This window comes from Herbaspirillum sp. WGmk3, from assembly GCF_023952535.1.
GTDB classification, from domain to species: domain Bacteria; phylum Pseudomonadota; class Gammaproteobacteria; order Burkholderiales; family Burkholderiaceae_D; genus Herbaspirillum; species Herbaspirillum huttiense.
Genome location: NZ_JAKYWT010000005.1, coordinates 211,066 through 235,850, shown reverse-complemented (window position 1 = coordinate 235,850; position 24,785 = coordinate 211,066). Strand labels below are relative to the sequence as shown.

Here is a 24,785-nt window from a genome sequence, read left to right as displayed (position 1 = left end):
ATCTTGGGGTGTAATCCCGCGATTTTACCTGAGCCGGCGGCTGCACCTGCTAACGAGTATGATGTCGCCCATGTCTGAATTTGAATTCACCTCCCCCACCGAGCAGCTGCGTGCAGAAATCGCCGCCGCCGCCGCGCGCATGATCGCCGAAGATGGCGCCGACTACGGCAGCGCCAAGCGCAAGGCGGCCAAACAGATCCTGGGCAACCAGAAGGTGCGCGGCGAGATCATGCCGGATAACGAGCAGATCGAAGAAGAAGTCCGCATCTACAACCAACTCTTCTTTGCCGATACCCAGCCGGCGCGCCTGTTGCACCTGCGCCAGGTGGCCCTGCAGCTGATGCAGGACCTGCAGCAGTTCAATCCTTATATTACTGGCGCGGTGTGGAATGGCACGGCAGGTGAACATTCGGACATTCACCTGCAGCTGTTCTCCCCCAGCGCCAAGGATGTCGAGATTTTCCTTCTGAACAAGAATGTGAACTTCGAGGTCGGCGAGACCAGCCACTTCCGCACCGGCCAGGCGGTGGAAACCCTGAGCTTCCTGCTGCCCCAGCGCGGTGCCGACTCCGAACTGGCCCATCTGGCCCTGTATGACGAAGACGACCTGCGCGGCAGCCTGCGTGCCGCCCCTGGCAAACGCCCCGACCGCGGCGATGCGGCCGCGCTGGCGGCGCTCATCGATGCCCCCTCCGAGGACTGATTCATGACGAAGCTGAAAAATGTGATCTTGTTGGCCGTGGTTGCGGTCGTTTGCGTGGGCGTTGGCATCTATGCCAGCCATCGCGCCAACCCGCCCGCCTCGCCCGAGACCCAGGCGCTCAACAAGCTGCTGTCGCAATCGATGCCGGATGCCAGCGGCCAGACGCAGTCGCTGGCGCAATACAAGGGCAAACCCCTGGTCGTGAACTTCTGGGCCACCTGGTGCGGCCCTTGCGTGGAAGAAATGCCCGAGCTGACGGCCTTGCAGCAGGAGATCGCGCCGGTGCAAATCCTCGGAATTGGCGTCGATAGTCAGGAAAATATCGCCAAGTTTGCGCAAAAGTACCAAATCCGCTATCCTCTCTTCGTTGCCGGAACCGGCGCCACCGATTTGCTGCGGCAATTCGGCAATCAGGCGGGCGGTCTTCCGTTCACCGCTCTGGTGGGCAAGGACGGCAACGTCAAGAAGGTCTACCTGGGCCGCATCAAGTTCGATGAACTGCGCGCCGACCTGTCACAGCTCTGAATCGCAGAGTCACTTGCAGGGCCACCTCGGCGGCCCGCAAACGCAAATCCGTGAAAAGAAAGTTTTTCTTGCCAAATGATGGCATTTGACGGCAAAATGCGCGCATCGTCGTCAAACGGAGCTTAATCTCCATGGCAAAACAGCTTCTCCTGCTCAATGGCCCGAACCTCAATCTGCTCGGAACCCGGGAGCCGGAAGTCTACGGATCCACCACGCTGGCCGATATCGAACAGCGTGCACAAGAACAGGCCCGCGCCGCCGGCGCGACCCTGGCCACCTTCCAGAGCAACCACGAAGGTGCGCTGATCGACCGCATCCACCAGGCGCGCCTGGAGGGGGTCGATGGCATCATCATCAACCCGGGTGGATTGACCCATACCAGCGTGGCCCTGCGCGATGCGCTGGCCGGGGTGGCGATTCCCTTCGTGGAATTGCATATCTCCAATGTGCACCAGCGCGAGGAGTTCCGGCATTTTTCCTATCTGTCCGGCATCGCCCGGGCAGTCCTGTGCGGCTTCGGGGTCGATGGCTATCGTATGGCCGTTGATTTCTGGCTGCGTCAATCCTGAGGGCGGACACGCCGCTTCGAACGGATCGCTTCACGTACTGCAAGACCCAGACTGAACCCGCCGGGCGCCACAGAGCGCCGGCGTTTCGTTTAACACTACTCATCTACATTCCGAGGGATTCAAATGGATTTACGAAAACTCAAGACGCTGATCGACCTGGTTGCTGAATCGGCCATCGAAGAGCTGGAAGTCACCGAAGGCGAAAGCAAGGTCCGCATCGTCAAGTCGTCCCCGAATGCCCAGAACCAGGTCGTGATGGTGCCGCAACAGCAAGCCTACGCTCCCGCCGCTGCCCCCGTGGCCGCGGCCGCCCCGGCTGCAGCTGCTCCCGCTGCCGCACCGGCGGCGCCGGCCGTGCCGGAAGGCTATATCGTCAAGTCGCCCATGGTCGGTACCTTCTACCGTTCCTCGGCACCGGGCGCACCGGCCTTCGTCGAAGTGGGCAAGGAAGTCAAGGAAGGCGATACCCTGTGCATCATCGAAGCCATGAAGCTGCTCAACGAAATCGACGCCGACAAGGGTGGCGTGGTCAAGCAGATCCTGGTGGAAAACGGCCAGGCCGTCGAGTTCGGCCAACCGCTGTTCGTGCTGGGCTGATTCCCGCCGCAGCAGTCCCTGGCCTGGCAGCAACGGCCGCCGCGCGGCACATGCCGGCTGCCGCGGCCCGGCTCCGGAACCTATAACGCTTGAACCTGGCGACGCCTCATTCCTGTTATGTTTGAAAAAATCCTCATCGCCAACCGTGGCGAAATTGCCCTGCGTATCCAGCGCGCCTGCCGCGAACTGGGTATCAAGACCGTGGTCGTGCACTCCGAGGCCGACCGCGAGGCCAAGTACGTGAAGCTGGCCGATGAGTCGGTCTGCATTGGCCCGGCCCCGTCGGCCCTGTCCTACCTGAACATGCCGGCCATCATCAGCGCCGCTGAAGTGACGGACGCCCAGGCGATCCACCCCGGCTACGGCTTCCTCTCGGAAAACGCCGATTTCGCCGAGCGCGTGGAACAGTCCGGCTTCGTCTTCATCGGCCCGCGCGCGGAAAACATCCGCATGATGGGTGACAAGGTCTCGGCCAAGCAGGCCATGATCCGTGCCGGCGTGCCCTGCGTGCCGGGTTCGGAAGGCGCGTTGCCGGACAACCCCAAGGAAATCGTCCAGATCGCCCGCAAGATCGGCTATCCGGTCATCATCAAGGCCGCCGGCGGCGGTGGTGGCCGTGGCATGCGCGTGGTGCATACCGAAGCCGCGCTGATCAATGCCGTAACCATGACCAAGACCGAAGCCGGTGCCGCCTTCGGCAATCCGGAAGTCTATATGGAGAAGTATCTGGAAAATCCACGCCACGTGGAAATCCAGATCCTGGCCGACGAGCACAAGCAAGCCATCTGGCTGGGCGAGCGCGACTGCTCCATGCAGCGCCGCCACCAGAAGGTGATCGAGGAAGCGCCAGCACCGGGCATCCCGCGCAAGATCATCGAGAAGATCGGCGAACGCTGCGCCGAAGCCTGCCGCAAGATGAACTATCGTGGCGCCGGTACCTTCGAGTTCCTGTACGAAAATGAAGAGTTCTACTTCATCGAGATGAACACCCGCGTGCAGGTGGAACACCCGGTGACCGAAATGATTACCGGTGTGGACATCGTGCAGGAACAGATCCGCATCGCCGCCGGCGAAAAGCTGCGTTACCGCCAGCGCGACATCGAACTGAAGGGTCACGCCATCGAGTGCCGCATCAACGCCGAGGATCCGTTCAAGTTCATCCCCTCGCCGGGCCGTATCACGGCGTGGCACGTGCCGGGTGGTCCTGGCATCCGGGTTGATTCGCATGCCTACTCGGGTTACTTCGTGCCGCCCAACTATGACTCCATGGTCGGCAAGGTGATTGCCTACGGTGCGACCCGCGAACAGGCCATCCGCCGCATGCAGATTGCGCTCTCGGAGATGGTGGTGGAAGGCATTTCGACCAATATCCCGCTGCACCGCGAGTTGATGGTGGATGCGCGCTTCTTCGAAGGCGGAACCAATATCCATTATCTGGAACATAAGTTGTCGGAACGCCCGACGGCGCCGGAAGCGGACAAGTCCATCAAGAAGTAACTCGCAGTGCATCAGCAATAGCATCAAAAGCAGCAACAACAGTAACGACAGTAACGACAGTAACGACAGCAAAGGCAGGCAAGCATGGCTTGGGTAGAAATCGTCATCGAAGTGGCGCGCGAACAGGCGGAGGCATTGTCCGACGCCCTGATGGACTCTGGCGCCCTCTCGGTGTCGGTGGAAGATGCCGATGAAGGGACGGACGCCGAGCGTCCGCTCTTCGGCGAACCCGGCATGGAGCCGGAAGAAGCCGCCTGGGACCGCAGCCGTGTGGTGGCGCTGGCCGGCAAGGATGCCGACCACGCCACCATCGTGATGGATGCGGCCAAGGCCATCGGCCTGGACTATGCCCTGCCCTTTGCCACGCGCACTGTGGAAGAGCAGGACTGGGTGCGCCTGACGCAATCCCAGTTCGAGCCCATCCACATTGGCCAGCGTATCTGGGTCGTGCCCAGCTGGCACGAGGCGCCGTCCGATCCGGACGCCCTGGTGCTGGAACTGGACCCGGGCCTGGCCTTCGGCACCGGCAGCCATCCGACCACCCGGCTGTGCATGGAGTGGCTGGAAGCCAATGCCACCCAGGCCCAAACCCTGCTGGACTACGGCTGCGGCTCGGGCATCCTGGCCTTGGTGGCCGCCAAGATCGGCGTGCCGCAGGTGATCGGGGTGGACATCGATCCGCAGGCGCTGGAGTCAGCCCAGCACAATACCGAACGCAACCACTGCAGCGCGACTTACTACCTGCCGGAACCCTTCGCTGCAGCCCACCCGGAAGGTGAGCGCTTCGACGTGGTGGTGGCCAACATCCTGGCTGGCCCCCTGCAACTGATGGCCCCCATGCTGGCCGGCCGCGTGCGCGCCGGCGGTTCGCTGGTGCTCTCGGGCGTGCTGGATCGCCAGGCGCAAGAAGTCATCAACGCCTACGCGCCCTGGATCGCCCTGTCCGTCTGGGCCGAACATGAAGGCTGGGTGGCCCTGGCAGGCCGCCTGCCGGAGTAATCCATGGCGTTGGCGACCCAGTGTCCGCACTGCCTGACCATCTTCAGGGTCGCCAGCGACCAGCTCAAACTGCGCGGCGGACTGGTCCGCTGCGGCAATTGCCGCCAGGTCTTCAACGGTAACGAATACCTGGTCGAGGCCAGCGTGGCCGACGGCCACTACCAGCCGGCACCAGGCAGCAAAGCCCAGGCCGGGATGGCGACACCGGTGTTTGCGCCGGCAGCTTCGTCATCCTCCGTCCCGACGCCCCCCGCTAACAGCCCCTATGAACGAACTGGCGCGCCGCTGACCGCGCAACAGCCTCCCTTCGTTCCCCCTGCTCAAACGCCCGTCCCCGAGGTGAACGTTCCTGCGCCGCAGCCAATGTCGGCAGCCGAGCCCGTCCAGGCTGCTGCGCCGGCTCCCTTGCCTGCCGCCATCCCGGTCATTGCCGAGCCCAAGGTGTTCCGCTCGCCAACCAGTCCGGGCTACCTCCCGGATCTTGGTGCGAGCTTCAAACCCGCTGTGCCTGTGGACAAGACAAGTCCCGAGGATCAAGCCAGCAGCCCGATGCCGCCGCAAGAGGATGGCCCCGACAGCGGAGCGCTGCTGCGCCGCTCCTCGGCCGAGTCCGACGAGATTGCCGCGCCGCCCGAGGTGGCCGCCGTCTTCCGTATCGACGACGAGCCGGTGTTGCATGATGTGGCCGATGCCAAGGACGGCTTCCCCGGCGATGGAGAAAAATCCGACGCACAAGAAGCGGAAGCGGAAGACGACGAGCCCGCCGACGAACCCGGCTTCGTCAAGCGTGCCGAGCGCCGCGCGCGCATCAGCCAGGCCATGAAGATGGTGATGATGGTGCTGGCCGGCGTGATGGTGCCGGTACTGCTGCTGCAATCGCTCTACTACTGGCGCAATCCGCTGGCCGCCTCCGTACCGCAGCTGCGCCCCATGCTCAACGGCATGTGCGTGGCTTTCCATTGCACCGTGGGCCTGCCCACCGAGATCGAGCGCCTCTCGCTGGAATCCAACGAACTGCAGGTGGTGCCACCCAACCAGAACGTGTATGCGCTCTCGCTGGTGATGCGCAATCGCGGCACCAGCGCCCAGGCCTGGCCGCATATTGAACTTACGCTCAACAATGACGACGAGAAGGCGGTGGTGCGGCGCGTCTTCCGCCCGCGCGATTATCTGGCCGACCCGGCGCAGGTCGACCGTGGCATCGGGCCCGAGAGCGAGCAGCAGATCAAGCTCAACTTCGAGCTCAAGGATGCGCTGGTCTCGGGTTATCGCATCTATCTCTTCTATCCCTGACCCGGACTCATCCCGGCTGATCGTCACCGGTCATCACTGCCCGGCCTGAACTCGAAACGACTTGCGTCAGGTTCGGACTGCACGCCGCTTTTCTTCTACAATGCGGCATCATTCACTCACTTGTCCCGACCACGCCATGAGCTCCCTGATCTGCGGTTCCCTCGCTTACGACAACATCATGCAATACGAGGGCCGTTTCGCTGAAGCCCTGCTGGCTGACCAGTTGCACAAGGTCAACGTCTCCTTCCTGGTGCCCACCATGCGCCGCGAGTTCGGGGGCTGCGCCGGCAACATCGCCTACAACCTCAAGCTGCTGGGTGGCGAACCGATCGTGATGGCCACCGTCGGTCTGGACAGCGCACCCTACATGGAGCGTTTTGCCGCCCTGGACATCTCGACCCGATGCGTGCGCCAGATCGAATCCTCCTTCACCGCGCAGTGCTTCATCACCACCGACGCCGACAGCAACCAGATCACCGCTTTCCACCCGGGTGCCATGACCTGGTCGCACGAGAACAAGGTCGCTGACGCCGGTGCGGTCAAGTTCGCCATCGTCGCGCCCGATGGCCGTGACGGCATGCTGCAGCACGCGCAGCAGGCGGCTGAACTGAAGATCCCGCTGATCTTCGATCCGGGCCAGGGCATGCCGATGTTCGATGGCAATGACCTCAAGAACTTCATCGACCTGGCGACCTATGTCGCGGTCAATGACTACGAAGCCGAACTGCTGACGGCGCGCACCGGGCTGTCGCTGGCGCAGATCGCTGAACGCGTCACGGCCCTGGTGGTCACACGCGGCGAGCTGGGTGCCGACATCTTCGTGGACGGCAAGCACCACGCCATCCCCTGCGTGAAGGCCGACAAGATCGCCGATCCGACCGGCTGCGGCGATGCCTTCCGCGCCGGCATGCTGTTCGGCCTGACCGAAGGCTATGACTGGGAAACCACCGGCCGCCTGGCCAGCCTGATGGGTTCCATCAAGATCGCTTCACAAGGTCCGCAGAACCATGCGCCGTCCAAGGCGGAGATCGAAGAGCGCTTCCACAAGGCCTTCGGCTATCGCTTCGGCTGATGGGCTTCCCTGCCGTTGACGCGCAGCGACTCATGCGCGATGCCGGCTTCCTGCATCATCAAGGAGATTCGCCATGCTGAACCCTTCCTCGTTTTCCCTCGCGGCCGATGCGGCCGCGCGCCTGCGCCGCTGGTGTGGTGCCTCGCTCCTGCTGGGGGCAGTGCTGTGTTCGCAGGGTGCAGTGGCCGCTCTCAAGCCGGGCGACAAGGCCCCCGAGTTCTCCGCACCGAGTTCGCTGGGCGGACAGGTGTCGACCTTCTCGCTGTCGGAAGCGCTGAAGAAAGGTCCGGTGGTGCTGTACTTCTATCCGGCCGCCTTCACCTCCGGCTGCACCATCGAAGCGCACCTGTTTGCGGAAGCCGTGGATCGCTACAAGGCGCTGGGGGCCACCGTCATCGGCGTGTCGGGCGACAACATCGAAACCCTCAACAAGTTCTCGGTCAGCGAATGCCGCAGCAAGTTCGCGGTGGCGGCCGATGTCGACAAGAAGATCATGAAGGCCTATGACGCGCAGTTCATGAAGGTCACCGGCTATGCCAGCCGTACCTCCTACGTCATCACGCCGGACCACGCGATCCTCTACGAGTACACCGACATGAATCCGGAAAAGCATGTGGAGAACACCATGCAGGCGCTGGAGCAGTGGTCGGCAAAGCAGAAGCGCTGATCGCGTTGTTGCCGCGTGCAGATGAAAAAAGAGCCGGATGTCCGGCTCTTTTCACGTGGAGGCAAACCCGGCGGTCTAATCAGAAACCGCCGAAGAGCAGCCCACTGACCACGCGCACCGCGATCTGCAGCAGGATCAGCAGCACCAGCGGCGACAGGTCCACGCCGCCCAGGGGCGGGATGATCCTGCGCAGCGGACGCAGCAGCGGATCGTTCAGAGCCCGCACGAAAGGGGCCAGCGGTGCGTGCGGATTGACCCAGCTGAAGACGGCCTCGATGATCAGCGTGGCCATGAAGCCGTAGCAGATCCATTCAAAGAAGCGCTCCAGTGCCACCAGGAAGATGAGCTTGAAGTCGAAACCGCTCTGAAAACCCAGGATGGCGATGATGGACAGCAGCACGATGAGGAAGGCCCCCAGCAGGCTGGCCCAGTCATGGCGGCCGCCCGGCATCACCCGGCGCAGCGGCAGCACCAGCCAGTCCGAGAGCTGGTAGACGAATTGACCCACCGATTGCGGCGGACGTACGCGCACTACCTGCATCCAGAAGCGCAGCAGCAGGACGCCGGCCAGGATGCTGGCGACGGCGTTGACGATCATCGTGAAAATACTATGCAGCACAGGGATCTCCATCAGTGAGAGGCAGGGCACATACTAGTGGGCAAGCGGTCGCTGCGCAATCGCTGTCTGCTGCGTGCTGCGTGCTGCCCGCGGCGAGGTGGTCGCGCAGGCAAGCGTTAGCGCCGCGTGCGAGCACACCTGAGCTTTCATATATTGTGCCATTGTGCCGGAATGCCAGAGCAGAGATGCAGTCCTTCATCATCGTCGGGAGCGGCAAGGCCCTTCCGGCAGGCATAAAAAAACCGCTGCATGGCGCAATGCCATACAGCGGCCTTCAGTCTGAGGGGATCAGACTAGACGCACGCCGATCTTACGGACGGCCAGCGCCGGTCGGGAACGGCCATGCAGCGGCCGGGTTCAGCACGGTCTTGGCGGCCGGTGCTGCTGCGGCGGCTGCCGGCTTGGCGGCTGCCTTCTTCGGAGCGGCGGCCTTCTTGGCGGCTGCCTTCGGTGCTGCAGCTGCCTTGGGCGCTGCGGCCTTCGGAGCGGCTACCTTCTTGGCGGCGGCCTTGGGAGCAGCTGCCTTCGGTGCTGCAACCTTCTTGGCTGCTGCGGCCTTGGGAGCGGCTGCCTTCGGAGCTGCTGCCTTCTTGGCGGCGGCCTTCGGCGCTGCGACCTTCTTTGCTGCTGCCTTCGGTGCTGCAACCTTCTTCGCTGCTGCTGCCTTCGGAGCGGCTGCCTTCTTGGCAGCGGCCTTCGGCGCTGCAACCTTCTTGGCTGCTGCCTTCGGAGCTGCAACCTTCTTCGCTGCTGCCTTCGGAGCGGCTGCCTTCTTGGCGGCGGCCTTCGGCGCTGCAACCTTCTTGGCTGCTGCCTTCGGTGCTGCAACCTTCTTTGCTGCGGCGGCCTTCGGAGCTGCGGTCTTCTTGGCTGCTGCCTTCGGAGCTGCAACCTTCTTCGCTGCGGCGGCCTTCGGAGCTGCGGTCTTCTTGGCTGCTGCCTTCGGAGCTGCAACCTTCTTTGCTGCGGCTGCCTTCGGAGCTGCGGCCTTCTTTGCTGCTGCCTTCGGGGCTGCAACCTTCTTCGCTGCTGCCTTCGGAGCGGCTACCTTCTTGGCAGCTGCCGGCTTGGCGGCGGCCTTGGCCACGGTCTTCTTGGCGGCTGCGGCCTTGGGCGCGGCTACCTTCTTGGTGGTTTCCTTGGCGGCTGCCGCCTTCTTTGCCGCCGGCTTCTTCGCCGCGGTCTTCTTTGCTGCTGTTGCCATTTTGTTTCTCCTTCTTCACGTGAATGGAAAAAATCAAGCTTGATATAAGCAACCCGCACGCGACATCGCGATGACGCGGGCGAGCTATTCATCGGCACAAGCCGCCTGTGGCTTGCGCTAATGAATTCGGCACCAGCTGAACTGCTGCATCCCCTCACCTATGCAGCGCTTCAGCTATCTTGGCGACGCCCCTCCGGTAGTGCCCGCGCAATGGCGCAGGAAGATGCGACTACGGGAGCAGGCGCGACACCAAAAAAAACGCCAGCGTGTTCAAACGCTAGCGTCGGAATCGCGTTCCTGAAAAACCTTGGTGTTTTTCAAAGGAAAAGCCGCCTGACCCGACAAGATGGGGTTAAGCGGCGATAACAGAGAAGATTGATTCGGTCTCTGACTGTTCATTAATTTGGCGTAGGCCTTTTCCGTTTCAGCAGCCGGGCATCTTGCAAGCTACCCGGCTCCTGTTGTGCATCATGTCTCGATGAAGAGAGCTTCAAGACTGCACATCATTCCCAACTCAGTGCGCCCCCGGTTTGGTATTCGATGACACGGGTCTCAAAGAAGTTGCGCTCCTTCTTCAAGTCGATCATCTCGCTCATCCACGGGAACGGATTTTCTTCTTGTGCGAACAGCGGGTCCAATCCGATTTGCTGTGCGCGGCGGTTTGCGATGAATCGCAGGTAGCCCTTGAACATGGTAGCGTTCAACCCGAGCACGCCTCGCGGCATTGTATCCTCTGCGTAACGATATTCCAACTCCACCGCGCGTAAAAACAACGATTTGATTTCGTCGCGGAACTCCGGAGTCCACAGGTGCGGGTTCTCCATCTTCACGGTGTTGATCAGGTCGATGCCGAAGTTGCAGTGCATCGATTCGTCACGCAGGATGTATTGATACTGCTCGGCCGCACCCATCATCTTGTTCTGGCGACCCAGTGCCAGGATCTGCGTGAAGCCCACGTAGAAGAACAAACCTTCCATGATGCAGGCGAAGACGATCAGCGACTTCAGCAGCTTCTGGTCATTCTCCATCGTGCCGGTCTTGAACTCGGGATCGGTCAGCGTATCGATGAAGGGAATCAGGAACTCGTCCTTGTCGCGGATCGATGCGACCTCGTGATACGCATTGAAGATCTCGGCTTCATCCAGGCCCAGCGATTCGACGATGTACTGGTAGGCGTGGGTGTGGATCGCTTCTTCAAAAGCCTGGCGCAGCAGGTACTGGCGGCACTCCGGTGCGGTGATGTGGCGATAGGTGCCCAGCACGATGTTGTTGGCGGCCAGCGAGTCGGCGGTGACGAAGAAGCCCAGGTTGCGCTTGACCAGACGGCGCTCGTCTTCGGTCAGGCCGTTCGGGTTCTTCCACAGCTCGATGTCACGCTGCATGTTGATCTCTTGCGGCATCCAGTGGTTGGCGCAGCCGGCCAGGTACTTGTCCCAGGCCCACTTGTACTTGAAGGGCACCAGCTGGTTGACGTCGGTGTGGCCGTTGATGATGCGCTTGTCGGCAGCATTGACGCGGCGGGTGGTGTCGACCTGCTCGCTGTTGCCGGCCATCAGTGCCGGGTTCAGCGCAGCATTGGACTGGCCGAAGGCCGGTTGCAGTTGCGGCTGCAGGTTGGGGGTGCGCGGCGCCTGGGCCGGTTGCTTGACTTCATCATCCCAAGAAAGCATCTGTGGTTCCTCTTTACTTTATCGGTAGCTGCCGGCGAGGTCGCATGACCATGGCGCGGCGGGTGTCTATCAGGTGACAACGGCGCATCCGGTGAAGTTCACCGCGATGCGCCGGCTAGGGTGGGCAGGACTTGGGGCAGTGTTGCTGCCGTCATCTCGGATGACCTTGGATCATCCTCATCAGCAGGCCGTCCCGGCCCTGCCCGGATTGCTTACTGGCAGGCCTCGCACTCTTCGAAGCCCGGATCGCCCGGACGCATGGTGCAGACCGGACCATCGGCTTCGATCGAAGCACCCGGGGTCGGCATCACGTAGGCAGCCGAGGCAGCCGCCGCCGAAGCGATCGGTGCGGCCGGCACGGCCGTACCGGAAGCCGAGGCCATGGCACCGGCGCCGCCATCAACGGCCACGGCGTTCAGTGCACCAGCACGGGAAGTCGACTTCTCGGTGTGGGTCGCGCCGATGGTGCGCAGGTAGTAGGTGGTCTTGAGGCCACGCAGCCACGCCAGCTTGTAGGTCTCGTCCAGGCGCTTGCCGGAAGCACCGGCCATGTAGATGTTCAAGGACTGGGCCTGGTCGATCCACTTCTGGCGACGCGAGGCGGCTTCCACCAGCCAGGACGGATCCACTTCGAAGGCGGTGGCGTAGATGTCGCGCAGGTCTTGCGGGATGCGGTCGATCTTGGCCAGGCTGCCGTCGAAATACTTGAGGTCGGCGACCATGACTTCGTCCCACAGGCCACGGGCCTTCAGGTCGCGCACCAGGTACTCGTTGATCTCGGTGAATTCGCCCGACAGGTTCGACTTCACGTACAGGTTCTGGTAGGTCGGCTCGATGCAAGCAGACACGCCGATGATGTTGGAGATGGTCGCCGTCGGGGCGATGGCCACGCAGTTCGAGTTGCGCATGCCGTGTTCGGCGATACGTGCACGCAGGGCGGCCCAGTCCAGGGTCTCGGTGCTGTCGGTTTCCAGGTAGCCGCCGCGTTCTTGCGCCAGCAGCTTCAGGGAATCTTGCGGCAGGATGCCGCGATCCCACAGCGAACCGCGGTAGGAAGCGTAACGGCCGCGCTCTTCGGCCAGTTCGGTCGAAGCCATGTAGGCGTAGTAGCAGACGGCTTCCATGGAGCGGTCGGCGAATTCGACGGCGTCCATCGAGGCGTACGGCACGCGCTTGATGTGCAGGCAGTCCTGGAAGCCCATGATGCCCATGCCCACCGGACGGTGGCGCAGGTTGGAATCACGTGCCTTCTTGACGGCGTAGTAGTTGATGTCGATGACGTTGTCCAGCATGCGCATGGCGGTGCGGATGGTCTTTTGCAGCTTGGCATGGTCCAGCTCGCCATTGACCAGGTGCGCCGGCAGGTTCACCGAACCCAGGTTGCAGACCGCGATCTCGCTCTCGTTGGTGTTCAAGGTGATCTCGGTGCACAGGTTGGAGCTGTGCACCACGCCCACGTGTTGCTGCGGCGAACGGATGTTGCAAGGATCCTTGAAGGTGATCCACGGGTGGCCGGTTTCGAACAGCATCGACAGCATCTTGCGCCACAAGTCGTTGGCTTGCACCTTCTTGAAGAGCTTCAGCTCGCCACGAGCGGCCTTGGCTTCATAGGCGGTGTAGGCTTCTTCGAAGGCACGGCCGAACTTGTCGTGCAGGTCCGGGGTGTCGGAGGGCGAGAACAGGGTCCACTCGCCCTTTTCCATCACGCGCTTCATGAACAGGTCGGGAATCCAGTTCGCGGTGTTCATGTCGTGGGTACGGCGGCGGTCGTCGCCGGTGTTCTTGCGCAGTTCGAGGAATTCCTCGATGTCCATGTGCCAGGTTTCCAGATAGGCGCAGACTGCACCCTTGCGCTTGCCGCCCTGGTTGACCGCCACGGCGGTATCGTTGACCACCTTCAGGAAGGGAACCACGCCTTGCGACTTGCCGTTGGTGCCCTTGATGTGCGCACCCAGGGCACGCACCGGGGTCCAGTCATTGCCCAGGCCGCCGGCGAACTTGGCCAGCAGGGCGTTTTCCTTGATGGCTTCGTAGATGCCGTCGAGGTCGTCGGCCACCGTGGTCAGGTAGCAGGAAGACAGCTGCGAACGCTGGGTACCCGAGTTGAACAGGGTCGGGGTCGAGCTCATGAAGTCGAACGAGGACAGCAGGTCGTAGAACTCGATGGCGCGGGTTTCGCGGTCGATTTCGTTCAGTGCCAGGCCCATCGCCACACGCATGTAGAACGCCTGGGGCATCTCGATGCGGGTGCCGCCGATGTGCAGGAAATAACGGTCATACAGGGTCTGCAGGCCGATGTAGCCGAACTGCAGGTCGCGCTCGGGCTTGATGGCAGCAGCCAGCTTGGCCAGGTCGAACTGGGCCAGCTTGGTGTCGAGCAGCTCGGCTTCGATACCCTTCTTCACGTATTGCGGGAAGTATTCCAGGTACTCGGCCGGGGCGTCCGCCTGGGCCACTTCCTTGCCGAAGACTTCCTTGCGGATGGTGTGCATCAGCAGGCGCGAAGTCACCTGGCTGTAAGCAGGGTCCTTTTCCATCAGCGCGCGGGCAGCCAGGATGGCGGACTTGTACAGCTCTTCGACGGGCACGCCGTCGTACAGGTTCTTGACGGTTTCGGACAGGATGGCGTCGGCATCGACGTGCGATTCCAGGCCGACGCAGGCAGCGGCGATCAGGGAACGGACTTCGTTGATGTCCAGCGGACGGCTCTGGCCGTCTTCGGTCACGTGCAGTTGCGGTGCGGCCACTTCGGTCTTGGTGGCGGCGCCTTGCTGGGCGCGCTCTTCCATGCGCTTGGCACGGTACAGCACGTAGGCACGGGCGACGTCATGCTCGCCCGAACGCATCAGGGCCAGCTCGACCTGATCCTGGATATCTTCAATATGGAAGGTGCCACCGGTGGGCTGGCGGCGCACCAGCGCCGACACCACGTTGGTGGTCAGTTGCTCGACCATCTCGCGCACGCGCGCCGAAGCGGCACCCTGGCCACCGTTGACGGCCAGGAAGGCCTTGGTCACGGCGATGGAAATCTTGGAGGGCTCGAAACCGACCACGGCGCCATTGCGGCGGATGATGCGGTATTCGCCCAGGCCAGCGGTCTGGGACACGATGGCCTGGCCTTCAGCGGAACCTTCCAGCTCGGCAGAGGTGCCGAACGGAGCGGGCGATTTGACGGAAATTTCTTGGGTTGAGCGCACTTAGCCTCCTGGGGTACATGGGGCAGATGGCCGGGGGTTGCCACCTGCGTTGCTAATAACTTCATCCGGGCCCCGAACGGCAAAGGACCCGCGAACGGCGGAAGCGTCCCACAATGACTGTCCCTTGCGTGGACATTCATGCTGACGCAAAACTGCTTGAAACTGATGTGTGGAACGGAATTAAAAGAAGGAGAACCGGGGGCGTTGTCGTACTTGGTTACTGCCTCGCGGGTCTTGCACCTTCTGAAGCACTGCCTGAAACGGGCCGACCGTGGATGAAGACCCGACACCAACAACAAGTTCAACTGAGCACTACATCTAGTATCAAAACATCGAATGGGACTAATTCTAGTAGCGGCCCCGGGCGGATGCAACCGCTATTTAGAGAATTTTTGTGCTGCTCAAGCTTGACTTTTGTGAAGGCCAACGGGGAAGCGCAATTGCGCCGCGTTAACGATTTTCACCATTTTGTTGTGATAGCCGTCCCAGTCGAAGAAGGGTCCGGGGTCGGTCTTGCGCACCGGCGCGATGTGTTCGTGGCCAGCCACGGCGGTCAATCCGTAGCGCGTTACCAGGGCCTGGGAGAGCTGCACCAACGTCTCATATTGGGCTTCGGTGAAGGGTTCAAAGTCGGTCCCTTCCAGCTCGATGCCGATGGAAAAATCATTGCAGCGCTCGCGCCCCTCGAAGCTGGACACGCCCGCATGCCAGGCGCGGCGATGGGCCGGGACGAACTGCACCACTTCGCCATCGCGGCGGATCAGGAAGTGGGCCGAGACCCGCAGGGGACGCAGCTGGTCGAAATAGGGATGCGCGTCAAAGTCGAGCCGGTTGCAGAACAGGTCGGCGATATGGGGGCCGCCGAATTCACCGGGCGGCAGGCTGATGTTGTGGATCACCAGCAGCTCGGCAGCCACGCCTTCGGGACGTTCGTCGCAATTGGGCGAGGGTTCGCGGCGGGCGTGATCACACCAGCCGTCGCCATCGATGATCCAGGCGCCGGGGTCAGAGAAGACAGCGTCCATGCTCAGAAGGAAGCCAGGCGGCGATGCTCTTCGCAGCAGTAGTGCGCGCCGGAGGCATGGACCACCGCCTCGGAGGCCGGGAAGTGGATGCCGCAATGGGCGCACTGCACCATGGTCTCGACATTGCTGTCGCCACGACGGCGAAAGCGCGAGGGCTTGGGACGCGGCATGCCCGGCTCGGGCTCGGCGGCGGCGGGGTTGCCGTCGGTGGGACGGTCGCTGCCGGCCAGCATGGACTTCTTGGCGCGCTGGAACCACACCACCACGGCCAGCAGGACCACCAGCCAAATCAGATATTTCATGTCAGAACCCGATGCAGCACGACTTCGAGAACGAACCGGCTGCCCACATAAGCCAATAAAAGGATGGCGAACCCGGCCAGCGTGAAGCTCAGCGCGGTCCGCCCCCGCCATCCCTGCCAGCGACGGCCGGCCAGGAGCAGGCCGAACAGCAGCCAGGACAGCATGGTGAAGACCGTCTTGTGGTCCCACTTGAATGGTGTCCCGAACAACTGCTCGGAGAAGACGACACCCGATAGCACCGTCAGCGTCAGCAAGGTGAAGCCGAAGGCGATCAGGCGGAACAGCAGTTTTTCCATGGTCAGCAGCGCCGGCAGTCGATCCAGCGCCAGCCCGAACCAGCCCGACTGGGCAGCCGGACCGGGCCGGGTATGCAGGCGCGACTCCTGCAGCACCATCAGCACCGCATGGAAGGCGGCGATGGTGAGCGTGCTGTAGGCCAGGATGGAGATGGCGATGTGCGCCAGGAACCAGTCGGACTTGCCGGCCAGCGCCACCATGTTGCCGGGGAAAGCGCTGGGCAGCACCACGGCCACCGCCGCCACCGGCAAGACCAGCACGCGCATGCTGTCGAGCGAGAAATTGCGATTTTCCAGCCAGTAGGCCGCCACCGAGATCCACAGCGTGGACGACAGCATGACCGCAAAGCCCACCCGCAACGCGTCGGGCGCGAACATGTCCGACAGCAGCGCCCCGCCATGCAGCATCCAGCCGACCACGATGCCCGCCGAAATCGGCACGCGCCGCTCCGAAGGCATGAAGGCGCAGCCCAGATAGAGCAGCGCAGCCAGGATGAAAAAATAAGTTTGCATCACCCGAGTTTACACTATCTCGGCCCCCGGCCCGCTTGCGCCCGGTCAGCCGGCGCGCGAATCGGGCCCGCCAAATGCGACACGGCAGGGCTTGCCTGCCGTGTCGGGCACATCACTATAGAGAGCTGCAGCCACGTCAGTCGACCGCCGCCGCCTTCATCTCCGCATTGTGATGGCGCTGCTGCTCTTCCATCACCAGCTGGCCCAGTTCGCGTTTCAAGGCATTGAACTCGGGGTCCGCCGGATCGCGCAGGCGCGGCAGGTTCACCAGCATGTCGCGCTTGACCGTGCCCGGGCGGTAGGTCATGACCACGATGCGGTCAGCCAGGTAGATGGCCTCCTCGATGCTGTGGGTGACGAAGACGATGGTCTTCCTGAACTCGTCCCAGATGCGCAGCAGCTCATCCTGCAGGTTGCGGCGGGTCAGCGCATCGAGGGCACCGAAGGGCTCGTCCATGAGCATGATGGGCGAATCCAGCGCCAGCACCCGGGCGATGGCCACCCGCTGGCGCATGCCGCCCGAGAGATCCTTGGGGAAGCGGGTGCGGAAGTCGATCAGACCCAGCTTGTCCAGCAATTGCGTGACGCGCTGGTGGATCTCGGCCTTGGGCGTTCCCTTGATCTCCAGTCCGAAGGCCACGTTCTGTTCCACCGTCATCCAGGGGAAGAGCGCGTATTCCTGGAACACCATGCCGCGATCCGGTCCCGGCTCGGTGACCACCTTGTCGCCGGTGAGGATCTGGCCGGACGATGGCAGGGCAAACCCGGCGATGGCGTTCAGGAGCGTCGACTTGCCGCAGCCGGAAGGCCCCAGCAGGCAGACGAACTGGCCGTCCGGGATATCGAAATGGATGTCCTTGAGGGCCACGACCTCGCGGTCATCGGTCTTGAAGACCTTGTGCACATTCTGTATACGAATGCGCGGAGAAGCATTTGTCTGGTTCATCTCAGTTCTCCAGCCCGCGATGCCAGCGCAGCATGTAATTGTTGAGGCGGCTCATGCCCAGGTCGATCGCCAGGCCCAGGAGGCCGATGGTGATCATGCCGGCGATGATCTTGTCCGACCAGAAATATTCACGTGCCTCCATGATGCGGAAGCCCAGGCCATTGCTCACCGCAATCATCTCGGCCACGATCACCACGATGAAGGCAGTCCCGATGCCGATGCGCACGCCCGAGAGGATGTAAGGCACCGCCGCCGGCAGCATCACCCGCAGGAACAGCGTGGACTGGCTCGCCCCCAGATTGCGGGCCGCGCGCAGGTAGATGCTGTCGACCTGGCGCACCCCGGCGATGGTATTCATCAGCACCGGGAAGAATGCCCCCAGCGAGATCAGGAACAGCGCCGGCGGATTGCCCAGCCCGAACCAGAGGATGGCCAACGGGATGTAGGCAATCGGCGGAATCGGACGGATCACCTGCACCGTCAGATTCATGAGCCCATAGATCCGCTGGCTGGAGCCCATCAGCAAGCCCAGCGGCAGGGCCAGCCCGGCACCGATCAGGAAGCCTGCCACCACCCGGTACAGGCTGCCGATGGCATCCATGATCAGTTCGCCCGAAAAGGCCCAGGCCAGCCAACTGCCGGCCTCGGGCTCATAGGGCTTGAGCGGGGTGGCGTATTCCACCCATTTCTTCAGGACCGCCCAGGGCGAAGGCAGGATCTGCGGATTGATCCAGCCAGCCCGGGACGCGCCCTCCCACAGCGCGATCACGACGATCGGCACCAGCAGCCCCTGCAGGAAGCTGCCCTTGTTGTTCTTTGCCATCGAGATTCCCCCGTCTTACTTCAGGTTCATGCTCTTCTTGGCCTGCTCCAGCAGATCGGTCTTCACCCAATCCTTGGCCACCGGCGGCTTGGCCATCTTGCCGGTACCGTACTTGGCCATGGTGTCGGTGGTGACCTGGATGTGCTCGGCCGTGATGTCGTAGGCGTAAGGCGAGTTGCCGATGGCGTCGTAGAAGTCTTCCTTGGTGATCTGGTTCTTGAAGATCACTTCACGCACGTACTTTTCGGCCACTTCCGGCTTGTCGATGAAGGTCTTGGTCGCCTCCAGGAAGCAGCGCATGAACTTCTCGGCCAGCGGACGCTTCTCGGTGTAGAACTTCTCGGTCATCACCATGGTGCGATAGGGCTCGCCGATCGGGGTGTCATACGGCTTCATCACTTCCACGCCGAAGCCCTTGTTGATGGCCTGCGAGGATTGCGGCTCGCTCTGCATCATGGCGTCGATGTTCTTGCCCAGCAGGGCCTGGTTCAGGTCGGCGAAGGCCAGATAGACGATGGTGACATCCTTGGCCGTCAGGCCGTTCTGGCCCAATTCGGCATCCAGCAGCACTTCATGGATGCCGCCCCGGGTGACGCCCACCTTCTTGCCCTTGAGGTCCTTGACCGACTTGATACCGGAGTCCTTGCCCGCCACCAGGCGTGCGCCGCCCTTGGCGAAACCGGCCACCACATAGATCGGCGCACCGTTGGCCCGGCCCGAAATGGCGGCCTCGGAGGCGGTCGTGCCCACATCGAGCTCACCGGCCAGGATGCCCTGCATCACATCCGGGCCCTTGGCGAAGACTTTTTCGTCGACCTTGATGCCACACTTGGGGGCGATCTCCTTGATGTAGGACACCGCGCCATAGTGGGCGAACTTCAGGTTGCCCAGGCGGATGACGTCGTCTGCCGCTTGGCTGGTGGCCGAGAAACCGGCAGTGGCCAGCAGGGCCAGCGCGATCCATTGTTTTGGTTTTTGCTTTTGCATTTCCACTCTCCTCTTGTGTGTATCGTTGTTGATACGGCGCGCCGGCGGCAGTCGTGCAGGCCGGCAGTCTCGATGGCGTTGGCCCGTGCTGCGTGGCAGGGGCCTTGATTATTCTGTGCGCTTGGAAATTCAGCGCCCATGTATACACAAAGAGCGCAAGCCGTACAAGCTGTTAATTTTACGTAGCGCCCCCATCTGGGCCGCACGCGCCGGCAGGGGCGCAGCGGGGCTGATCGGTTAGAATGCAGGATTGCCCGCCGCCCCGCCTGCGCACTCCCGGTGCGTCGTAGTCCCGGCCAGCGGCCCTGCGGCCTTTCCGCCCCCATTCATTTGCAGATATCACCATGCTAGACAACCTGACCCAACGCCTCGCCAAAGTCGTCAAAACCATGCGCGGCGAGGCGCGACTGACTGAGTCCAATACCGCCGAGATGCTGCGCGAAGTGCGCCTGGCCCTGCTGGAGGCCGACGTGGCCCTGCCCGCCGTGCGCGAGTTCATCGCCAAGGTGAAGGAAAAAGCCATGGGCGAAGAGGTCATCGGCTCGCTCACCCCCGGCCAGGCCCTGGTCGGCGTGGTCCAGCGCGAGCTGGCCAGCCTGATGGGTGCCGACCTCGGTGCCGAAGCCTCGCAACTGAACTTTGCCACCCAGCCGCCGGCCATCATCCTGATGGCCGGCCTGCAGGGTGCCGGTAAAACCACCACCGTCGGCAAGCTCGCCAAGTACCTGCGCGAGAACAAGAAGAAAAAGGTCCTGACCGTCTCCGCCGACGTCTACCGCCCGGCCGCCATCGGCCAGCTGCAGACCGTGACCGGCCAGGCCGGCGCCGACTTCTTCCCCAGCCAGCCGACCGACAAGCCGGTCGACATCGCCCTGGCCGCACTGGACTACGCCAAGAAGCATCACCACGAAGTGCTGATCGTCGACACCGCCGGCCGTCTGGGCATCGACCAGGCCATGATGGATGAAATCCGTGCCGTGCACGCCGCCATCAAGCCCATCGAAACCCTGTTCGTGGTCGACGCCATGCTGGGCCAGGACGCCATCAACACCGCCAAGGCCTTCAACGACGCCCTGCCGCTGACCGGCGTGGTGCTCACCAAGCTGGACGGCGACTCGCGCGGCGGTGCTGCGCTGTCGGTGCGCCACATCACCGGCAAGCCCATCAAGTTCGCCGGTGTGGCCGAAAAGCTCGACGGCCTGGAAGCCTTCGATCCCTCGCGCATGGCCAACCGCATCCTCGGCATGGGCGACATCCTGGCGCTGGTGGAAGAGGCACGCAAGGGCGTGGACATGGAAGCCGCGCAGGACCTGGCGCACAAGATCAAGGGCGGCGGCAAGTTCGACCTCAATGACTTCAAGGCCCAGCTGTCGCAGATGAAGAAGATGGGCGGCCTCACCAGCCTGCTGGACAAGCTGCCGGCCCAGATGCAGGCCGCCGCCGGCAACGCCAACATGGACCAGGCCGAGAAGCAGGTGCGCCGCATGGAAGGCATCATCAACTCCATGACCCCGCAGGAACGCGCCAAGCCGGAACTGATCAAGGCCACCCGCAAGCGCCGCATCGCCGCCGGTGCCGGCGTGCAGGTGCAGGAAGTCAACCGCATGCTGTCGCAGTTCGAGCAGATGCAATCGATGATGAAGAAGCTCAAGGGCGGCGGCATGATGAAGATGATGCGTGGCATGAAGGGCATGCTGCCGGGCGGCATGCGCTGACGGCATCGGCCGCAAAGTCTTTCTGGAAAAGGCTTTGCGGCCCTTCCACACGACCTCCGGCGGTCTCTTCTGGCGCCGGAAAAACTCCCCTCCTCCGCTTTTCCCCTCCGTTTTCGAGCCCCTATCCGGTCTCTCCGGATACGTTTTCTGTACGCGTCATGCGCACGAAAACATGCCCTTCTTTCATCGCTTGTCCTTCCCCTCCGATATCGCCGATGCGGCCCTTTCCGGGACTTCCGCGATCCGCCGCGATCCCTTTACCGGCGCGGCTTGACGGCGGATCGGGGCGGCTCGTTGTTTCCTGGCGCTTTCACGGGAAAATCCACTAAAAAATACTTGCGTGGCCGTGCAAAGAGCACCACTATTAGCGGTGCGTAAATGACGCATTCATCTCATTCTTGTGAGGAGTCTTTCCGATGGCCACAGCAAAAAAAGCAGCAGCCGCAGTAAAGAAGCCAGCAGCAAAACCCGCAGCCAAACCCGCAGCCAAGGCAGCCGCCAAACCGGCCGCCAAAGCCGCCGCTCCCAAGGCAGCCGCCAAGCCTGCCGCCAAGGCAGCGCCGAAAGCCGCACCGAAGGCCGCTCCCAAGGCAGCCGCTCCCAAGAAAGCCGCAGCAAAACCCGCCGCCAAGCCCGCAGCAAAACGTACTCCCAATGCCGCCTTCATGAAGCCGCTGACACCGTCGGCAGCCCTGGGCGAGGTGGTCGGTGCCAAGCCGCTGCCACGCACTGAAGTGACCAAGAAGGTCTGGGAATACATCAAGAAGCACAAGCTGCAGAACGCCGAAAACAAGCGCAACATCGATGCCGATGACAAGCTCAAGGCAATCTTCGGTGGCAAGAAGCAAGTCACGATGTTTGAAATGACCAAGCTGATCTCGGCTCACCTGAGCTGATCGACGCCCGCGGTTTGCAAGCGACTTGCAAACAAAAACGCCCGCAGATGTCATGCGGGCGTTTTTGTTTCCGGATGTTTCAGGGGGCGTGGCCTGGCCGGCCGGTTTTCCTCTTGTCTGACGCAGCCTGCAGCACTTCTCTGATGGCGAGCAGGCCTGTCACCGCCTACCATGGCGGTTCTGCAGGGTGTGGCACTGGCCGCAAAGGCCGGTTTCAGCTTTCCAGCTCACATCGCCTCCGGCAGAACTGAATAAAAGAACCGAAAACCGGAAACCGGGTCTATCCCTGTGCCATCCACTGATGAGCCTGGACGCTCATGACCAAGAGAAAGGAAATGACCATGCCAAACCAAACCGCCACCCTGCGTCACCAACTGCTGCGTTCGGCCAGCGCCCTCGTGATCGGCCTGGCCGCCCTGGGCGGTGCCTCGCACGTGTTCGCTGCGGGCAAGGCCGGCCAATCGGAATACCAGCAGCAGATCGCCGCCTGCAAGAGCGGCGCCTCCACGGAAGACCGCGCTACCTGCCTGCGTGAAGCCGGTGCTGCCCAGCAAGCCGCTGCGCGCGGCACGCTGACCGATCCGGGCGCGGCGCAACTGAAGGAAAACGCCCTGCGCCGCTGTGAAGGCCTGCCGCAATCGGATCGCATCGATTGCGAGAAGCGCGTCAACGGTCAGGGCAACAGCGATGGCAGCGTCGCCTCGGGCGGCATCCTGCGCGAGACCGTGACCATCGTCCCGGCCAAGTAATTTCGCTCTCCCCAAAAACGAAGGCGGACGCCATGGCGCCCGCCTTTGTCATTGCAGCCTGTGGAAAGATCAGGCAGCCAGCTTGCCCTGGATGAAGGCCAGCGCCTCGGCCAGCGGTACTTGGGTGGCTTCTGCATCGCGGCGACCCTGGTATTCGATGTTGCCTTCCTTGAGGCCACGGTCACCGACCACGATGCGATGCGGCACGCCGATCAGTTCCCAGTCGGCGAACATCGCGCCCGGACGCTCGCCACGATCATCCAACACCACATCCACACCCGCCTCGGTCAGTTGCGCGTACAGCTTGTCGATTTCGGTCTTGACGGCTTCGCTGCGGTCATAGCCCATGGGGCAGAGCACCACTTCGAAGGGCGCAATCGAGGTCGGCCAGATGATGCCGCGGTCGTCGAAATTCTGTTCGATGGCCGCGCCCAGGATACGAGTCACGCCGATGCCGTAGCAGCCCATCACCAGCGGTTGCGGCTTGCCGGACTCATCCAGGTAAGTCGCCTTCATCGCTTCGGAATAGGTGGTGCCCAGCTGGAACACGTGGCCCACTTCGATGCCGCGCTGGATCGCCAGCACGCCCTTGCCGTCCGGCGAGGCATCGCCTTCAACGACGTTGCGGATATCGGCCACCAGCGGCTCGGGCAGGTCACGGCCCCAGTTGGCACCGGTGTAGTGGAAATCGGCTTCATTGGCACCACAGACGAAATCGGCCATGTTGGCGACCGTGCGGTCGGCCACCACCTTGACCGGCTTCTTGGTGCCGATCGGTCCCAGGTAGCCCGGGGGCGTGCCGAACCATTCAACGATCTCGGCTTCGTTGGCGAAGCGGTAGGTGGACAGGCCCGGAATCTTGCTGGCCTTCACTTCGTTGAGTTCATGGTCGCCGCGCAGCAGCAGCAGCCAGATTTCCTTCTTGGCCGGATCTTCGTTGTCCACTGCCAGCACGATGGATTTGACGGTGCGTGCCAGCGGCAGGCCCAGCAATTCAGCCACGGCTTCGCACTTGGACTTGCCGGGCGTGGCGGTCTTTTCCAGCGCCTGGGTGGCGGCACCACGGCTGCTGTCCACGGGCAGCGCTTCGGCCGCTTCCATGTTGGCGGCGTAATCGGAGGTGGGGCAATAGACCAGTGCGTCCTCACCGGTGGCGGCGATGACGTGGAATTCGTGCGAGCCGGAACCGCCGATGGCACCGTTGTCGGCGGCGACGGCACGGAACTCCAGGCCGAAGCGGGTGAAGATGCGCACGTAGGCGTCATACATGGCCTGGTAGGACTTCTTCAGGCCATCGACATCGCGGTCGAAGGAGTAGGCATCCTTCATCGTGAATTCGCGGCCGCGCATGAGGCCGAAACGCGGACGGCGCTCGTCGCGGAACTTGGTCTGGATGTGATAGAAGTTGACCGGCAATTGCTTGTAGCTGCGCAGCTCAGTACGGGCCACGTCGGTGACCACTTCTTCGGAAGTCGGCTGGATGGCGAAATCGCGGCCATGGCGATCCTTCACGCGCATGAGCTCGGCACCCATCTTGTTCCACCGGCCGGTTTCCTGCCACAGCTCGGCCGGCTGCACCACCGGCATCAACAGCTCGACGGCGCCGGCACGATTCATTTCCTCGCGGACGATGGCTTCGACCTTGCGAATCACGCGCAGACCCATGGGCATGTAGGTGTAGATGCCAGCTCCCAGACGCTTGATCATGCCAGCACGCATCATCAGCTTGTGGCTCACGATTTCAGCGTCGGACGGGGCTTCTTTCAGGGTGGAAATAAAAAAACGTGAGGCGCGCATGACGGTCGGTTCTTTTTAAAAAGAGGAGGGTTATAATCGTTCCAATTTTAAAGGATTAGCTGGCTGATGCGCCCTTTCTTTGCAGATTTGCTCCTAGTTTCAATGACATCCGTGCATCGATGTG

The 24,785-nt window shown here is 62.5% G+C and carries 23 protein-coding genes; 12 read left to right on the top strand and 11 right to left on the bottom strand.

Features of this window, described 5'->3' with window-relative positions; translation table 11 throughout:
• Positions 1 to 61: 61 nt before the first annotated feature.
• From MKD49_RS19610 to MKD49_RS19570, 9 genes are all read left to right on the top strand, one after another.
• Positions 62 to 703 carry a hypothetical protein gene (locus tag MKD49_RS19610; RefSeq protein ID WP_252697138.1) on the top strand — a complete coding sequence of 214 codons (642 nt, stop codon included), beginning with the start codon at positions 62 to 64 and terminating at the stop codon, positions 701 to 703.
• A 3-nt stretch (positions 704 to 706) separates the two neighbouring features.
• Positions 707 to 1,228 (top strand): TlpA disulfide reductase family protein, encoded by a 522-nt coding sequence (locus tag MKD49_RS19605; RefSeq protein ID WP_209533700.1) that lies wholly within the window; start codon positions 707 to 709, stop codon positions 1,226 to 1,228.
• A gap of 131 nt (positions 1,229 to 1,359) precedes the next feature.
• Complete coding sequence (gene aroQ, locus MKD49_RS19600) at positions 1,360 to 1,797, top strand: type II 3-dehydroquinate dehydratase (RefSeq protein ID WP_088756245.1); 438 nt, start codon at positions 1,360 to 1,362, stop codon at positions 1,795 to 1,797.
• A gap of 123 nt (positions 1,798 to 1,920) precedes the next feature.
• Positions 1,921 to 2,394 carry an acetyl-CoA carboxylase biotin carboxyl carrier protein gene (gene accB, locus MKD49_RS19595; RefSeq protein WP_121042608.1) on the top strand — a complete coding sequence of 158 codons (474 nt, stop codon included), beginning with the start codon at positions 1,921 to 1,923 and terminating at the stop codon, positions 2,392 to 2,394.
• A gap of 117 nt (positions 2,395 to 2,511) precedes the next feature.
• Positions 2,512 to 3,891: an acetyl-CoA carboxylase biotin carboxylase subunit gene (gene accC / locus MKD49_RS19590; RefSeq protein ID WP_252697137.1), complete on the top strand. Its 1,380-nt coding sequence runs from the start codon at positions 2,512 to 2,514 to the stop codon at positions 3,889 to 3,891.
• A gap of 84 nt (positions 3,892 to 3,975) precedes the next feature.
• A complete protein-coding gene (gene prmA, locus MKD49_RS19585) occupies positions 3,976 to 4,890 on the top strand; it encodes a 50S ribosomal protein L11 methyltransferase (RefSeq protein ID WP_252697136.1) in 915 nt (304 codons plus the stop codon).
• Positions 4,891 to 4,893: 3 nt separating this feature from the next.
• Positions 4,894 to 6,183 carry a DUF3426 domain-containing protein gene (locus tag MKD49_RS19580; RefSeq protein ID WP_252697135.1) on the top strand — a complete coding sequence of 430 codons (1,290 nt, stop codon included), beginning with the start codon at positions 4,894 to 4,896 and terminating at the stop codon, positions 6,181 to 6,183.
• A gap of 136 nt (positions 6,184 to 6,319) precedes the next feature.
• The gene (locus MKD49_RS19575) at positions 6,320 to 7,255 is read left to right on the top strand and encodes a carbohydrate kinase family protein (RefSeq protein ID WP_034333773.1); all 936 of its coding nucleotides are present in this window, start codon (positions 6,320 to 6,322) and stop codon (positions 7,253 to 7,255) included.
• A 73-nt stretch (positions 7,256 to 7,328) separates the two neighbouring features.
• Positions 7,329 to 7,922, top strand: a complete 594-nt coding sequence (locus MKD49_RS19570; protein ID WP_252697134.1) for a peroxiredoxin — start codon at positions 7,329 to 7,331, stop codon at positions 7,920 to 7,922.
• A 79-nt stretch (positions 7,923 to 8,001) separates the two neighbouring features.
• Here MKD49_RS19570 and MKD49_RS19565 read toward each other — a convergent pair whose 3' ends face one another.
• The 10 genes from MKD49_RS19565 to MKD49_RS19520 form a co-directional block, all read right to left on the bottom strand.
• Positions 8,002 to 8,541 carry a YggT family protein gene (locus MKD49_RS19565; RefSeq protein WP_121042598.1) on the bottom strand — a complete coding sequence of 180 codons (540 nt, stop codon included), beginning with the start codon at positions 8,539 to 8,541 and terminating at the stop codon, positions 8,002 to 8,004.
• A 310-nt stretch (positions 8,542 to 8,851) separates the two neighbouring features.
• The gene (locus MKD49_RS19560; RefSeq protein WP_256497709.1) at positions 8,852 to 9,745 is read right to left on the bottom strand and encodes a histone H1-like repetitive region-containing protein; all 894 of its coding nucleotides are present in this window, start codon (positions 9,743 to 9,745) and stop codon (positions 8,852 to 8,854) included.
• Between the two features lie 503 nt (positions 9,746 to 10,248).
• Positions 10,249 to 11,415, bottom strand: coding sequence for a ribonucleotide-diphosphate reductase subunit beta (locus tag MKD49_RS19555; RefSeq protein ID WP_121042594.1), 1,167 nt, complete (start codon positions 11,413 to 11,415; stop codon positions 10,249 to 10,251).
• A gap of 212 nt (positions 11,416 to 11,627) precedes the next feature.
• Positions 11,628 to 14,612, bottom strand: coding sequence for a ribonucleoside-diphosphate reductase subunit alpha (locus MKD49_RS19550; RefSeq protein ID WP_134221192.1), 2,985 nt, complete (start codon positions 14,610 to 14,612; stop codon positions 11,628 to 11,630).
• Positions 14,613 to 15,013: 401 nt separating this feature from the next.
• Entirely contained in the window at positions 15,014 to 15,637 is a 624-nt protein-coding gene (gene ampD, locus MKD49_RS19545) for a 1,6-anhydro-N-acetylmuramyl-L-alanine amidase AmpD (RefSeq protein WP_209568203.1), read from the bottom strand.
• 2 nt (positions 15,638 to 15,639) lie between these two features.
• Positions 15,640 to 15,939 (bottom strand): PP0621 family protein, encoded by a 300-nt coding sequence (locus tag MKD49_RS19540; protein WP_252697133.1) that lies wholly within the window; start codon positions 15,937 to 15,939, stop codon positions 15,640 to 15,642.
• Entirely contained in the window at positions 15,936 to 16,748 is an 813-nt protein-coding gene (locus tag MKD49_RS19535) for an inner membrane protein YpjD (RefSeq protein WP_039790480.1), read from the bottom strand. Before MKD49_RS19535 ends, MKD49_RS19540 begins: the two co-directional genes overlap by 4 nt.
• A gap of 136 nt (positions 16,749 to 16,884) precedes the next feature.
• On the bottom strand, positions 16,885 to 17,694 hold the full coding sequence (locus MKD49_RS19530; RefSeq protein ID WP_034334689.1) for an ABC transporter ATP-binding protein: 810 nt from the start codon (positions 17,692 to 17,694) through the stop codon (positions 16,885 to 16,887).
• 1 nt (position 17,695) lies between these two features.
• Entirely contained in the window at positions 17,696 to 18,517 is an 822-nt protein-coding gene (locus MKD49_RS19525; RefSeq protein ID WP_039790479.1) for an ABC transporter permease, read from the bottom strand.
• A gap of 15 nt (positions 18,518 to 18,532) precedes the next feature.
• Positions 18,533 to 19,504: an ABC transporter substrate-binding protein gene (locus tag MKD49_RS19520; RefSeq protein WP_252697132.1), complete on the bottom strand. Its 972-nt coding sequence runs from the start codon at positions 19,502 to 19,504 to the stop codon at positions 18,533 to 18,535.
• A gap of 344 nt (positions 19,505 to 19,848) precedes the next feature.
• On the opposite strand from MKD49_RS19520, the gene ffh reads away from it, so the two are divergent.
• The 3 genes from ffh (at position 19,849) to MKD49_RS19505 (ending at position 22,864) form a co-directional block, all read left to right on the top strand.
• A complete protein-coding gene (ffh, locus tag MKD49_RS19515) occupies positions 19,849 to 21,219 on the top strand; it encodes a signal recognition particle protein (protein WP_039790476.1) in 1,371 nt (456 codons plus the stop codon).
• Between the two features lie 416 nt (positions 21,220 to 21,635).
• Positions 21,636 to 22,115: an SWIB/MDM2 domain-containing protein gene (locus MKD49_RS19510; protein WP_121042583.1), complete on the top strand. Its 480-nt coding sequence runs from the start codon at positions 21,636 to 21,638 to the stop codon at positions 22,113 to 22,115.
• 341 nt (positions 22,116 to 22,456) lie between these two features.
• The gene (locus tag MKD49_RS19505; RefSeq protein WP_252697131.1) at positions 22,457 to 22,864 is read left to right on the top strand and encodes a hypothetical protein; all 408 of its coding nucleotides are present in this window, start codon (positions 22,457 to 22,459) and stop codon (positions 22,862 to 22,864) included.
• A gap of 69 nt (positions 22,865 to 22,933) precedes the next feature.
• On the opposite strand, the gene MKD49_RS19500 is transcribed toward MKD49_RS19505, so the two are convergent.
• Positions 22,934 to 24,661 (bottom strand): proline--tRNA ligase, encoded by a 1,728-nt coding sequence (locus MKD49_RS19500; protein WP_252697130.1) that lies wholly within the window; start codon positions 24,659 to 24,661, stop codon positions 22,934 to 22,936.
• Positions 24,662 to 24,785: the final 124 nt, after the last annotated feature.

Bases quoted from the DNA above. Each gene is read 5' to 3' on its own strand.
- accB (WP_121042608.1), top strand. From the start codon at position 1,921: ATGGATTTACGAAAACTCAAGACGCTGATCGACCTGGTTGCTGAATCG.
- MKD49_RS19530 (WP_034334689.1), bottom strand. From the start codon at position 17,694: ATGAACCAGACAAATGCTTCTCCGCGCATTCGTATACAGAATGTGCAC.
- prmA (WP_252697136.1), top strand. From the start codon at position 3,976: ATGGCTTGGGTAGAAATCGTCATCGAAGTGGCGCGCGAACAGGCGGAG.
- MKD49_RS19555 (WP_121042594.1), bottom strand. From the start codon at position 11,415: ATGCTTTCTTGGGATGATGAAGTCAAGCAACCGGCCCAGGCGCCGCGC.
- MKD49_RS19520 (WP_252697132.1), bottom strand. From the start codon at position 19,504: ATGCAAAAGCAAAAACCAAAACAATGGATCGCGCTGGCCCTGCTGGCC.
- MKD49_RS19525 (WP_039790479.1), bottom strand. From the start codon at position 18,517: ATGGCAAAGAACAACAAGGGCAGCTTCCTGCAGGGGCTGCTGGTGCCG.
- ffh (WP_039790476.1), top strand. From the start codon at position 19,849: ATGCTAGACAACCTGACCCAACGCCTCGCCAAAGTCGTCAAAACCATG.
- MKD49_RS19500 (WP_252697130.1), bottom strand. From the start codon at position 24,661: ATGCGCGCCTCACGTTTTTTTATTTCCACCCTGAAAGAAGCCCCGTCC.
- MKD49_RS19510 (WP_121042583.1), top strand. From the start codon at position 21,636: ATGGCCACAGCAAAAAAAGCAGCAGCCGCAGTAAAGAAGCCAGCAGCA.
- ampD (WP_209568203.1), bottom strand. From the start codon at position 15,637: ATGGACGCTGTCTTCTCTGACCCCGGCGCCTGGATCATCGATGGCGAC.
- MKD49_RS19580 (WP_252697135.1), top strand. From the start codon at position 4,894: ATGGCGTTGGCGACCCAGTGTCCGCACTGCCTGACCATCTTCAGGGTC.
- MKD49_RS19575 (WP_034333773.1), top strand. From the start codon at position 6,320: ATGAGCTCCCTGATCTGCGGTTCCCTCGCTTACGACAACATCATGCAA.
- aroQ (WP_088756245.1), top strand. From the start codon at position 1,360: ATGGCAAAACAGCTTCTCCTGCTCAATGGCCCGAACCTCAATCTGCTC.
- MKD49_RS19610 (WP_252697138.1), top strand. From the start codon at position 62: ATGTCGCCCATGTCTGAATTTGAATTCACCTCCCCCACCGAGCAGCTG.
- accC (WP_252697137.1), top strand. From the start codon at position 2,512: ATGTTTGAAAAAATCCTCATCGCCAACCGTGGCGAAATTGCCCTGCGT.
- MKD49_RS19560 (WP_256497709.1), bottom strand. From the start codon at position 9,745: ATGGCAACAGCAGCAAAGAAGACCGCGGCGAAGAAGCCGGCGGCAAAG.
- MKD49_RS19505 (WP_252697131.1), top strand. From the start codon at position 22,457: ATGCCAAACCAAACCGCCACCCTGCGTCACCAACTGCTGCGTTCGGCC.
- MKD49_RS19570 (WP_252697134.1), top strand. From the start codon at position 7,329: ATGCTGAACCCTTCCTCGTTTTCCCTCGCGGCCGATGCGGCCGCGCGC.
- MKD49_RS19540 (WP_252697133.1), bottom strand. From the start codon at position 15,939: ATGAAATATCTGATTTGGCTGGTGGTCCTGCTGGCCGTGGTGGTGTGG.
- MKD49_RS19535 (WP_039790480.1), bottom strand. From the start codon at position 16,748: ATGCAAACTTATTTTTTCATCCTGGCTGCGCTGCTCTATCTGGGCTGC.
- MKD49_RS19605 (WP_209533700.1), top strand. From the start codon at position 707: ATGACGAAGCTGAAAAATGTGATCTTGTTGGCCGTGGTTGCGGTCGTT.